We start from the raw sequence: 12,818 nt of genomic DNA on the forward strand, positions 1-12,818 counted from the left end.
AGAAAAAGAGCCGATATCGGCTCTTTTTTTATGATTCGGGTTTTACACAGTGAGTTTATGCCCTTCACGCAAACAGTAAAACGGATTCACCAATTTAGATGACGTCTTGAGCAAATGCGTGAGTTCCCGCTCTGGCTCATCTCGGCCTTCATCGGTTAGCTGAAAGGTTCGATGATGAATCGCAACCGAACGCTGTGCGTGTAAATCCAAATGCGCATGCAATGCATCTTGCGGGTTCATGTGTACATATTGCATGAGCTCACGGGGCTCGTACGCACCTATCGGCAAGAGTGCAATTCGGGGTGCGCCAAAACGCTCATAGATTTCTTTAAAATGCGGTGAGTAGCCTGTATCCCCTGCAAAAAAAGCATGATCATCTGCACCGAGAATTGAAAATCCTCCCCACAAGGCTTTGCCCTGATCGCGTAGGCCACGGCCTGATCCATGCTGTGCAGGCGTATAGGCAATGGTAAGATCATGAAAAGGAATCATCTGCCACCAATCCATCTCAATCACATGATACTGCTTGGGCAAGTAATACTGATTGCCCAGTCCAGTATAAATCGGCATGGCAAACTTTTTATGTAACCATTCTAAGGTGGCCAAATCCATATGGTCGTAATGATTATGGCTGAGCAAAACAGCATGAATCGTGGGTAAATGCTCAAGGGCGATACCAGCAGGACACACGCGTCGTGGACCTCGCCCTTGTTGCGGACTGGCATATTCACACCACACAGGATCGGTGATGAGATTATATGGCCCGATTTGCAACAATACAGTCGCGTGCCCGACAAACCAGATCTGCCAGTCATCTAAATCGGCATGCGGTCGATTTTGTGGCATCGCCGCCGGCATATTGAGCCGTGCATCAAATTCACGCTGAATGTCGACATCCCATGTATACGATTCACGCGTCATTAACCAGCGCAGTAATTCGGTTGAACCACGTGCTGAGGAATGCTTCACTTGATTATAAAAACGTGAATGTCCGGCCTGTACAGAATCTAAATAATGAAAAGAAGGCTTACTCCATGTATGCGTTAAACAAGATTTAGTCGGCAATTGATAGGTTAATGTCGGCTTCTCTTTCATAGGGTAATTTTAGTCATCATCTTGTGGTCAAATAAACGTATGCATCAGACATGTTCTTCATTTAACGTAAGCCACGACTCGTCTCCATTTTTTGTAAAACTGTTCATGCTGTTTTGGTTGCTTACAGCGTGTATGACAACCTTTCTTAGAGTGCCAGATTTTCTCAAGAAGTTTGTTGCGTTTATGCGTCAATCGTCGTTGCTTTTCAAAGTTTTATGGCTGTGCAATTCAAGAGCAATCTCGACCAGACCCTATGTAATAGGACGGCTTAAGCAAAACTCAAAAACCTACCACCGATAAGCAGAGTAAACTGCTTGGAGGTCTTGAGCAACAGATAATGTATCATTCCACTATTCTTGCGTCCTAGCTTTAAATACCCTACCGTTTTCAGCAGAAGATTTGAAACAAAGCAAGAAATAAACCAGTTTTACACTGCAATATAATTAAGCACGATATTGGTGCAATATATTCATTTTTGTGGTGAGATTGATTCATTTTTTTTATACAATTGATTCATATATTTTATAAATAAATCAAAATACTATTTTTATATTGAATTAATAATGAGCTTAAAAATACTATTTATTTTATAAATGGCTAAAGCATTTTTTACACGTGTCCTATTCATTTAATATCCTTTAGACTTATGTTTATAAGACTTTTTTTGGATTAGTTTTTTGTGGAATTGCGACATCTTCGATATTTTGTCACTGTGGCTGAAGAATTAAATTTTAGTAAAGCTGCATTGAAACTCTATACTGCTCAGCCCTCTTTAAGTCAGCAAATCAAAGATTTGGAAGTTGATGTTGGGGTTCAACTGCTGTATCGAACCAAACGTAAAGTCGAACTCACCGAAGAAGGTGCTGTTTTTCTGGAACAGGCACGCCTGACTTTGGCTCAAGCTGAAAAAGCCGTCATGATGGCCCGTCAAGTCTCGTATGCCAAGCAGCAAGCGCTGAGAGTCGGCTTTGTTCCTGTTGCTGAAGTCAAAATCTTTCCGCATATTTTGCCTAACTTTCGCTTTCATCATCCTGATATTCGTATTGATCTGTCGAGTTTAGGCAATGATGAACAAATTAAAGCGCTTAAAAAGGGCGAGTTGGATGTCTGTTTTATTCGTGATCGTCTGCAAAATGATAATGACTTTACGACCGAGCATGTGCTACGAGAGTCATTGATTTTTATTTTGCCAGCCCATCATCCATTGGCCAAACTCGAGCGTATTCCCCTGTCTGCACTTCATCAACTCGACTTGGTGATTGCCGAGTCGAGTCAATCCAGAGTCTTACATGAGCTAATTTTGAAGTTTGCAAAACAGCATGGCATTCAATTTAATCTGGTTGAACATGCAGACAGTTTGCTGGCCAACATCAATGGTGTTGCGCAAGGTCGCGGGTGTAGTTTAGTCCCCGATTACGTGGCCAGTTTGTTACCTGAAACATGTGTGACGCGTCCACTGGAAATCGATCTTCCTCATTTAGATTTGTACCTATGTTATAACAGCTCAAGCAAGTCGACATTGGTTCAATCGTTTCGTGATATGCTCGCCAAATGGGAACGTACTGTGCCTGATGAATGTATCACTGAGCATTAAAATCAATCATTTGAGCCAGCATACATAATACCTGTCGGCTCAATTCAATCGTTTCTCTATAAAAATAAAAGCCTTGGAAAAGGAAACGAAAACATATGAACAGATTTTTTTTCCGCCTTGGGCACAGTATTTCATCCCGTCCACATTTTTTTATCTCTTTGGGCATCGGTGTAGTGATTGGTACGCTATTGTCATGGCAAACTGATTCACACTGGTCTACTGTCGTGCTGATTAGCTGGAATATTGCTGTAACGATTTATCTGGCGCATGTGATGGGTCTGATTGGTCAAATGGATACTAAAACCATGCAACAGCAGGCTAAGCGTCAGGATGAAAGTAAATGGGTCATCATGCTCTTGGTGCTGCTGGCACTGCTGATGTGTATGATCGCAATCGTCGTACAACTCTCGATGATGTCCAAAAACAGTCCATACGAAATTGAGCATGTTATTTTGGCGCTGTTTACAATTATTTCGGCATGGCTACTGATGCATACCGTGTTTGCGCTGCACTATGCCCACGATTTTTATATTGCACGCAGCAAAGGCAGTGCGGGAGGATTGGAATTTCCACAGACTCCCCACCCCACCTATGCCGATTTTTTATATTTTAGCTATATTATTGGCACATCCGCACAAACTGCAGATGTATCAATTACCTCGCGCAACATGCGTCTGCTCAATATCTTTCATGCATTTTTGGCATTTATTTTTAATACCAGCATCTTGGCAATTTGTATTAATGTGGCCGCAAGTTTTTTGTCGAATTAAATCGAAAAAGGAAAGTTATGATACTTTCCTTAATCGTGTAGATTAGTTTTAACTGGCAAAAATTGCATTGCTACGCTGTAAGCTTTCTCTTTGTCGGATCGTCATGAGATATTGGTCAATTGCAGGATGGGTTTTTAATTGTCCCATCTTTTGCTGCCACAGCAGCATCGCTCCAACACATATATCCGCGACGGTAAACTGTTTTCCACACAAATAAGGATTTGCTTGAGTTAATCCCTGAATAAGTGCCTGATAGGCATCTGTCTCATCACCGTAACTCATAAACATTTTTTGCTCAGGCTGAACCTGAATGTTTCGCATTTGATCTGTTGCCAAGGCTTCCCATGGCCCCGAAATAAAAAATAGCCAACGATAATAAAGACCGCGTTTAGGATCACCAAGAGCAGGCGCCAGATTCTTTTCAGGAAACTTATCTGCCAGATAAGCACAAATAGCAGCTAGCTCATAGATTACGACATGCTCATCAATCAGTACTGGCACCTTACCGAAAGGATTAAGTTTAAGATATTCAGGGGATTTCATACTGGTGTGATATTCCACCTCAACCCGCTTACACTCAATTCCAAGTTCGATCAGTAACCACTCGACCACCACACCACGTGATTCTTTATTGGTATAAAGCTGAAGACCCATTTCATTCACTCCTTTTTGATATTGTGGGTCCAGTGTAGAGCAGCGGATTGTCAGTTTTTGTCAGGAGTGACACATACTTCTTCAACCCACCATTGATGAAATAATTTCTGCTTAAACTGAGGATAGTGATCTTGACTCAACTGAAGCTGCCGAATTCGATCAATTCTAAAGTTTCGAAATGCTTGTCGTAACTCACACCAAGCCGCCAGCATAATTTTGTCGTTAAAATATCCCATCGCAAAAGGCCAGACTGTTCGCATACTTTCATTTTTGCGCTCGTCGGCATAGGCAAAGGTCACCTTCACCTGTAGACGAATTGCCATTCGAATCTGCTCAAGTATTTTTGTATCGACAGGTAGCCAAACATTAAAGGCTCTGAGTGTGGTCTGTTCTAAAAAATGCTGGCGATAAACAGGTAAGACTGAATTCAGTTTGCTAAGCACTGAAGATGATGCACTTTGCAACGCGTCGTCAGGGATGCTTTTAAGCCAGTGTAACGCCAAAAAAACGGCTTCTATTTCAGTTTCATCCAATGTAATCGGAGGGAGAAAGAAATCTTCCTTCAACTGAAATCCGATGCCTGCACATGCATCAATTCGTACACCCTGCTGTCTTAATGTTTCGATATCTCGATAGACACTACGCTGACTAATGCCAAGTTGTGTTGCCAACGCATGCGAGGTCACTGGATATTTGGCTTCTCTTAAGTGCTGTAGCAAATTTAATAATCGAATTGAACGGCTCATCTGAACCTCTAGATTTTTATTAGAGAGAAACCTCAACAGGTTTCTCAATTTTTTATTTTTTAAAGATTGTTTAAGCAGGCATCTTCTGTTGCAGTATTTGCTTTAAAAAGTGATGCAATTCCGGCACGCTCTTCACAATGGTCAAAGGCGCATAACGCGCTAAGACCTGAGGATCATGCACACCGTAACTCACACCAATACGCGGCATGTCGATGTTCATGGCCATCTCAAGATCATAGCTGCTATCGCCAACCATAATGGCATTTTTTGCCTCGACTTCTGTGACCTGCAAAATCTCTTCCAGCATGCGTGGATGAGGTTTAGACATGGTTTCACTTGCCGCACGAGTGATATCAAAAATATGATGACTTTGCGTTTTGGTCAGCACGCGATCTAAGCCACGGCGATTTTTACCTGTTGCCACCGCAAGCTTCATCCCCATGGCTTTTAAGTCATGCAGCAGCTCGGCAACGCCATCAAACCATGCATCATGCGTGGAATGTTGCACATAATGTTCGCCATAAGCCACCACAATTTGCTCATGCAAATGTGGAACCTGCGGAAAAAGCGTCTGCATCACTTCGGGTAAGCCTAAACCAATCACCCCTTGTGCCGCCTCATGCGTAAGGGGTTGCTCAAAGCGTTGCGCTGCAAATTGTAAACTTGCGACAATTTGGCCAACTGAATTAAATAAAGTGCCGTCCCAGTCAAAAATAATCAGTTCTGGATGATTCATTTACGTGCTCTCAACTGTGCCACAACGTTTTGAATATCCTCTGGCAGTGCCGCTTCAATCACAGGATAGCCCGGAATTTCAAGACGCATCGCATGCAGGCACAGACGGCGTGCTTCAGGTCCTGTATAAGGTGTTTGATGGCCGTATTTATCGTCACCCACTAAAGGATGACCGATACTCAAGCCATGTACGCGAATTTGATGGGTGCGCCCTGAAAGTGGTGATGCATAAACCAGTGTTGCATCTTTAAAACGCTCAGCGACCACCCAGTTGGTTTTACTTGGCTTACCTTCTTTCGACACTCTCACACGGCGTTCACCATTGGCCAGTTCATAACGCAACAGCGGCGCATCAATCAACTGTCGATCAAGACTGACATTCCCTTTCACGAGTGCTGCGTAGGTTTTTGCAATTTTGTGTTCGCGTAATAAATCCTGCAACAGCTTAAGCGTGCTGCGCTTTTTACTGATCATGACCAAACCCGAAGTGTCACGGTCAATTCGGTGAATCAATTCTAGATATTTTTTTCCAGTAGCCGCTCGCATGGCCTCAATCAGACCGTATGCCACACCGCTTCCGCCATGTACGGCGATCCCCGATGGTTTATTCACCACCAATAAACCATCATCTTCATACACCACGCGGCTGAGCAGGCTTTTGGCAACCTGATCGCTGACTGGCGCATCGCTTTCATCTTTTTGTTCGTAGCGAATCGGGGCAACTCGAATCTGATCGCCAATACTCAGTTTACTTTCCGCTTTAATTCGTTTTTTATTGACTCGCACCTGCCCTTCACGAATCAGACGATAGATACGACTTTTGGGTACACCTTTTAAACGGGAAAATAAAAAGTTATCGATGCGCTGACCGGCCTGATGTTCGTCTACCTCAAACCAGGTGACGCTTTGCCATTGTTGCGTAGAATTCATACAGTAATTAAAACCCGAAAAAGATGAAATTTGAATAAAAAATGACCGTTTAGCTACTTGATTTCACAAGAAACTTTCAATTAGCCCATAGGCAGATCGTGCAAGGTTTGATATAGTCAGCGCACGGATACCACCGTAAGTGAACAAAAAACGAAATAATTTCAACTCTGTTTGAAATGAATATTCGCTCAAGGCTTCACCAAAAGCTCGGACAGGTCCCAAAAGAATATGCCCACGCCGAAGGCTTATTATATCGGCAAAAAACAAACTGTCGCGTTTAATTGTGCATTTGCACAACAGTTTGTTTAAAGAAATATGTCGCCAACCCACACGTTGGTTATTAAACGTAAACTGATGCACATCAGATACATTGCGCCATGAGGGTTTTTTCAGGCTAAAGTGTTGATGTATTGGAACTGCCAAATAGCACTGATACGATGAACATTCCGTATCAAGACTTCATAAGAAGGATCTTCAAGCTCAGTGACAGTGAAAGTTATCATCCAATACACCGCTTACCCGCCAGTGAAGAAATTCAAGCACGTTGATTGCACCACAATCAATGCAGTATCGCCAACATCAAAACCGTTATTGAGCCGAAGCATTATGCACTAATCGGACGTCACGATCTGGACCACACTTGCTGAGTTCCAGTCCTGATACAAAGGATTGATGTTTGTGCAGCTGATCATCGCAGTGATCTGAGTGAGTCACTATTAGGTGTCACACCCATGAAACGTATGTTGATTAATGCAACTCACGCTGAAGAAGTCCGCGTTGCACTTATCACTGGTAATCGTCTTTACGATTTTGACTTAGAAAATCGTACCCGCGAACAAAAAAAATCAAACATTTATAAAGGTCATGTTACTCGCGTTGAGCCGTCTCTAGAGGCTGTTTTTGTCGAGTATGGCGCTCAGCGTCAGGGCTTTTTGTCGATGCGCGAAATTGCAAATTCGTATTTACACGCCGACCCGCGCCAAACTTCAAATATCCGTGAACTGATCACCGAAGGTACTGAACTTTTAGTTCAAGTCGAAAAAGAAGAGCGTGGTAATAAAGGCGCTGCACTCTCTACCTTTATTTCACTTGCTGGGCGTTATTTGGTGCTCATGCCAAACAATCCAAAAGGTGGCGGTATCAGCCGTCAAATTTCGGGTTCAGTACGTGAAGAACTCAAAGAAATGCTGGCATCCCTGAATATGCCACGTGGCATGAGTGTGATTGTCCGTACAGCAGGGATTGGCCGTTCACAGGAAGAATTGCAACTGGATCTCCAACATCTTCTAGATTTGTGGAGCCAAATTCAAAGCACCTCAAGTTCTGGCCCATCACCAATGCTGGTTCACCAAGAAGCAGGTGTGGTCACACGTGCCATTCGTGATTACTTGCGTGATGATGTAGCTGAAATTTTGATTGATAGCGAGCAAGCCTATAACGAAGCCTACAACTTTGTAAAAGCAGTGATGCCGCGTCAGCTCGACAAACTCAAAACCTATACGCTCAATGAACCATTGTTTGCGCACTTTGCAATTGAAAGCCAGATTCAAACAGCTTACGAGCGTGAAGTGAAATTGCCTTCTGGTGGTTCGATCGTAATTGATCAAACCGAAGCGCTTGTATCAATCGATATCAACTCCGCCAAATCTACACGTGGTCATGATGTTGAAGAAACGGCGCTGAATACCAACCTAGAAGCTGCTGAAGAAATTGCGCGTCAATTGCGTTTACGCGACATTGGCGGTTTGGTCGTGATCGACTTTATTGACATGACCAAAGACCGTAACCAGCGTATGGTTGAAGCTAAATTACGTGAAGCTACGCAAAGTGATCGTGCGCGTATCCAGTTTGGTCAGCTCTCACGCTTTGGTTTGATGGAAATGAGCCGTCAGCGCTTACGTCCGTCGCTTGAAGAAGCAACCGGTTATGTCTGCCCGCGTTGTCATGGTACCGGTATGGTACGTGATCTGCGTTCACTGTCACTTTCAATTATGCGTAAAGTCGAAGAGATTGCTTTGCGTGAACGTCATGGTGAAGTGCAGGTTGAAGTTCCAGTTGAAATCGCAGCATTTTTGCTAAACGAAAAACGTCATAGCTTGGTTTATCTTGAGCAGACGTCAGGTGTACGCGTGACGGTTCTACCTCACCCGCATCTTGAAACACCACATTATGAAATCCAGTACAACCCTGAAGGTTTTGCACCATCAAGCTACGAACGTACAGAAGCAACACGTTCTAGCGAAAAAGAGCTGGGTTATGAATCTTCAGGTTGGCATTTAGAAGAAGCTGAACACACTCATGCTGCTGCACCAGCGGCAGAGGCAGCAAAAACCAAGCAATCGCCGAAACAAGCCGCTCAAGTGGCTGCTGCACCACAAAAGTCAGCCAGCGCATGTGCTTGGCTTGAAAACTTGTTTGTTCAGAAACAAGCTCAAACCACAGACCAATCTCGTTCGGCACAAAATGCAGCCGCTGCGATTGAACAAATGGTCAACAACGGCGCAGTCAGTCGTGGTCAGTTTGGTCAGGTGAATCCAGCAGCCGTGCCAGCACAGAGCGCTGCACCTGCGGCAGCACCAACTGCAAACAACGTCTATATGTCGCAGCCGCAAGCCAAACATGAGCCACGCGAGTCCAACGAAAAAGACGAAAAACCACAGCAGCAGCGTCAGAACAACAAAAAGCGTAAGCACAAAGAGCATCGTGAACACCATGCCCCAGTGCAAGAAGCTTCACAACAAGTGCATGAAGAAACTGTGCAGTTGTCGCGTCAGGAACAACGTGACCTTAAACGCAATCAAAAGCGTCACCAATCTGAACAGCAACAGCATAACGAAACGTCACATGAAGAAACCCAACATGTGCCGCGTCGTGACCGCAATCAGCAACGTCCAAACCGCCCGAATCGTTATCGCGATCAAAGCGTATTAAATGAGGACAATGCACAGCCAAAAGCTGCACCTGCTGTTGCAGATGAGCGTCAGGTTCGTGTAGAACAGGTCGATGCACCGCGTGACGACGTACTGGCAACCGCGCTAGTGATCAATGTCGATACTGCAAAAAGTGAAATTGTGGCCTTAAATGGTCAGCCTCAGCAGTCAAAACGTGATGCAGCAGCACCAGCAAAAGCACATCAGGCGAAAGCTGAGCACAAAGCACCGACTCAACCTGCAAAAGCGGAAGTGGCGCCTAAAGCGGATGTTCCAGCCACCGAAACCACAGACGTGGCTGAACCAGTCGCTGCATCTTCAGAAGTGAAACGTGCCAGTAACGATCCGCGTATGCGTCGTCGTCAACAACGTGGACAGCATCAGGCGAAAGTACAAGCACCGAAGATCACGCCATCTCAAGTGCCAACGCTCGGTCAGTACACCATTAGCAGCCTGATCCGTCATGTGTATGGTGAAGACTGTACGGTTCTAATCGAACAGTTTGGTCTGGTACCAACCTTTAACCGTGCCTTAGTGAAATTCACTGAGCAATATGCCGCTACATTGGTGGTAGGCGAGTCTGAAGGTAAAGCTGAAGATAAAAAGCCAGTGACCCGTGATGCAGAGCTTCCAAACAATAAGCCTGTTGAAGAAGCTGAACCTGCAGCGGTTTTACCGCTCACACCACCGAAGGCTGATCTGAGCCGTGTTGCCAACGATCCGCGTGAGCGTCGCCGTTTGGCCAAGCAAGCTGCTGAGCAAGCGCATGTACAAGCCAAGCAAGCGCAAGCTGCTGAGCAGGCACAAGCAGATGCACCGCAAACGGCAGAAGTCGTCGCACAATCTGCTACGACAGATGCGCCTGTAGCAGATGCTGCTCAAGAAACGCCAGCAACTGTCTCGGCAGAGGCTGTACCAACAACAGAGCAAGCGACAGATGCGGCAGCAGACCCAGCACCTGTGGCCTCAGAGGATCAAGCAGCAGATGCTGTACAAGCCTCGCTTCCTGAAATCGAGCAAGCAACACCAGTAAAAAAGGAACCGACCAAAGCCAAAGCAAACAAAGCACCGGCTAAGGCGTCTGAAAATACTGCCAATGCAGATCAGGACAAACCGGCCCGCCCTCGTCGTCCACGTGGTCGCCCACCGAAGAAAACCACCTCTAGTACCGAATGATTTGCATAATTGCAGATCATTAAAAGAAACCTAGTCATTTCGGTGACTAGGTTTTTTTTGATACTTTTGTGAGATTAGGTTGATTGCACTAGAACAAAGGCCGTAAAAGAACAGTTCTAGATGAAATTTTTTTCTGCAGATGCGTCACCATAATTGGATTGATCGAAAAATAAATAGGATGTATATGAGCCAGACCACACAGACTGATATTATTACGCTTGGGGCTGTTGCCGCGAAAATTCCACAATTGATTCCAAAGGTGCCACACCTTCTTCATGGACTCAAACAAGCCTATTTACGCACTTCTGCTTCGCCTGCGGGCCTCGGTATTGCTTTTGAAAAAGCCGTGAAGCGTAATCCGGATGGGGCTGCTCTACTATTTGAAGATGAGCGCTATACCTATCAAGAACTCAATGAGTGGGCCAATCAGATTGCCCATTACTATCTGTCATTGGGCGCGCGTAAAGGCGATGTGATTGCGGTCATGCTTGAAAACCGCTCTGAATTGCTGGCTACCGTGATTGCACTGGCAAAAATTGGTGTGACAATTGCGTTGGTCAACACCTCACAAACAGGCAAGGTGCTCAGTCATAGTATTAATCTGGTCAAACCGATTGCATTAATTTTTGGTGATGAAGTACATCACTGCATTGATGAAATTCGTGCTGACTTAAATATCAATGAAGACCGTTTTCATTGGTTTGCCGATCAGGCCACACGTCAAGACGTGGGCACCGCACCGCACGGATATATCAATCTGGCCGAGCAAATTGACCATTTCCCAAAATTTAACCCACCTACGACCCATACCGTTCAGGGCAAAGATGGTCTGTTTTATATCTATACCTCAGGTACCACAGGATTACCCAAAGCGGTGATCTTTACCCATAGTCGCTGGACACTGGCCTATGGTACGTATGGGCATGTGCTTGATCTGAATCCCGACGATGTGATGTATGTAACGTTACCGCTCTACCATGCCACGGGTATTGTGGTGTGCTGGTGTGGTGTGATTGCAGGCAGTGCAACTTTGGCCTTACGTCGCAAATATTCGACCAGTGCATTCTGGAAAGATGTACAAAAGTTTAATGCCTCTGCCATTGGTTACGTGGGAGAATTGTGTCGTTATCTCATGGATGCCCCTGCCACCGAGTTAGATCGGAGCCATCGCGTAACCAAAATGATTGGTAATGGTATGCGTCCGAATATTTGGGATAAATTCAAGCAACGCTTCGGTGTCGATGAAATTTTAGAGCTGTACGCATCAAGTGAAGGCAATGTCGGTTTTAGTAATATTTTTAATTTTGATAATACTGTCGGTTTTTCTCCAACGCCGTATGCCGTGATTGCATTTGATAAAGAGAAAAATGAGCCAATTCGCGACAAAGATGGATTTTGCCAGAAAGTAAAAACTGGTGAAGTGGGCTTGTTGGTCGGTAAAATTACCCGTCGCTCTCCTTTCGATGGATATACCGATCCAGAGAAAAACAAAGCCGTGATTTTAAAAAATGTGCTGAAAAAAGGCGATGCCTATTTCAATACGGGTGATTTGGTACGTGACATTGGCTTTCGTCATGCACAATTTGTTGATCGCTTGGGAGATACCTTCCGCTGGAAAGGTGAAAACGTCTCGACCACTGAAGTTGAAAATATGCTCTGCGAACACGATAAAATTGTCGAGGCCGTAGTATATGGTGTTGAAATTCCGCACACCAATGGCCGCGCGGGCATGGCGGCCATCACATTGGCGGACCATGCAGAACTGAATGATCAAGATTTGAGCCACATGGCAAGTACATTTAAAAAATGTCTGCCCGCCTATGCTGTTCCGGTTTTTTTACGTGTACAAGAAACCGTCGAAACAACGGGAACGTTCAAATATCAAAAGAACAAGCTCAAAGAACAGGCCTTTGATCCCAACAAAACCGAGGAAAGATTGCTGGTTTTATTACCTGGCGAATCGGCTTATTGTGATGTGACCAAAGACATTTTTGATAACATTCAGGCATATAAGTACCGTTTTTAGTTCATTTTTTAGCTAAACAAGAGGAAATCGTGCTTTTTATAAACAGTTATGCAATTGTTTTGAATTTTCCTCTTGTGTTAGCTGAATAACTTGCTACAATACGCTCCATCAAACGATACAGGGTCGTTAGCTCAGTTGGTAGAGCAGCGGACTTTTAATCCG

Annotated in this window: 9 protein-coding genes; 4 read left to right on the top strand and 5 right to left on the bottom strand. The window is 44.7% G+C overall.

Translation table 11 applies throughout. The features are described 5' to 3' along the window. Positions 1 to 42: 42 nt before the first annotated feature. Positions 43 to 1,095, bottom strand: coding sequence for an MBL fold metallo-hydrolase (locus ADA42_RS13110; protein ID WP_025095343.1), 1,053 nt, complete (start codon positions 1,093 to 1,095; stop codon positions 43 to 45). A gap of 679 nt (positions 1,096 to 1,774) precedes the next feature. Here ADA42_RS13110 and hcaR point away from each other — a divergent pair. Next, complete coding sequence (hcaR, locus tag ADA42_RS13115; protein ID WP_004932669.1) at positions 1,775 to 2,689, top strand: DNA-binding transcriptional regulator HcaR; 915 nt, start codon at positions 1,775 to 1,777, stop codon at positions 2,687 to 2,689. Positions 2,690 to 2,784: 95 nt separating this feature from the next. After that, positions 2,785 to 3,459, top strand: coding sequence for a DUF1345 domain-containing protein (locus ADA42_RS13120; protein ID WP_004932667.1), 675 nt, complete (start codon positions 2,785 to 2,787; stop codon positions 3,457 to 3,459). A gap of 48 nt (positions 3,460 to 3,507) precedes the next feature. On the opposite strand, the gene ADA42_RS13125 is transcribed toward ADA42_RS13120, so the two are convergent. From ADA42_RS13125 to ADA42_RS13140, 4 genes are all read right to left on the bottom strand, one after another. Continuing rightward, positions 3,508 to 4,113, bottom strand: a complete 606-nt coding sequence (locus ADA42_RS13125) for a glutathione S-transferase family protein (RefSeq protein WP_004943849.1) — start codon at positions 4,111 to 4,113, stop codon at positions 3,508 to 3,510. A gap of 50 nt (positions 4,114 to 4,163) precedes the next feature. Further along, positions 4,164 to 4,859, bottom strand: a complete 696-nt coding sequence (locus ADA42_RS13130; protein WP_004943853.1) for a helix-turn-helix transcriptional regulator — start codon at positions 4,857 to 4,859, stop codon at positions 4,164 to 4,166. 70 nt (positions 4,860 to 4,929) lie between these two features. Beyond that, entirely contained in the window at positions 4,930 to 5,595 is a 666-nt protein-coding gene (locus ADA42_RS13135; protein ID WP_004943856.1) for an HAD-IA family hydrolase, read from the bottom strand. Then, positions 5,592 to 6,524 (bottom strand): RluA family pseudouridine synthase, encoded by a 933-nt coding sequence (locus tag ADA42_RS13140; RefSeq protein WP_004943860.1) that lies wholly within the window; start codon positions 6,522 to 6,524, stop codon positions 5,592 to 5,594. Before ADA42_RS13140 ends, ADA42_RS13135 begins: the two co-directional genes overlap by 4 nt. A gap of 731 nt (positions 6,525 to 7,255) precedes the next feature. On the opposite strand from ADA42_RS13140, the gene ADA42_RS13150 reads away from it, so the two are divergent. Next, entirely contained in the window at positions 7,256 to 10,630 is a 3,375-nt protein-coding gene (locus ADA42_RS13150) for an Rne/Rng family ribonuclease (RefSeq protein WP_004943865.1), read from the top strand. Positions 10,631 to 10,814: 184 nt separating this feature from the next. Beyond that, the gene (locus ADA42_RS13155) at positions 10,815 to 12,656 is read left to right on the top strand and encodes a long-chain-acyl-CoA synthetase (protein WP_048765669.1); all 1,842 of its coding nucleotides are present in this window, start codon (positions 10,815 to 10,817) and stop codon (positions 12,654 to 12,656) included. Positions 12,657 to 12,818 lie beyond the last annotated feature (162 nt).

Source organism: Acinetobacter sp. 243_ASPC (genome assembly GCF_001054715.1).
Classification (GTDB): domain Bacteria; phylum Pseudomonadota; class Gammaproteobacteria; order Pseudomonadales; family Moraxellaceae; genus Acinetobacter; species Acinetobacter soli.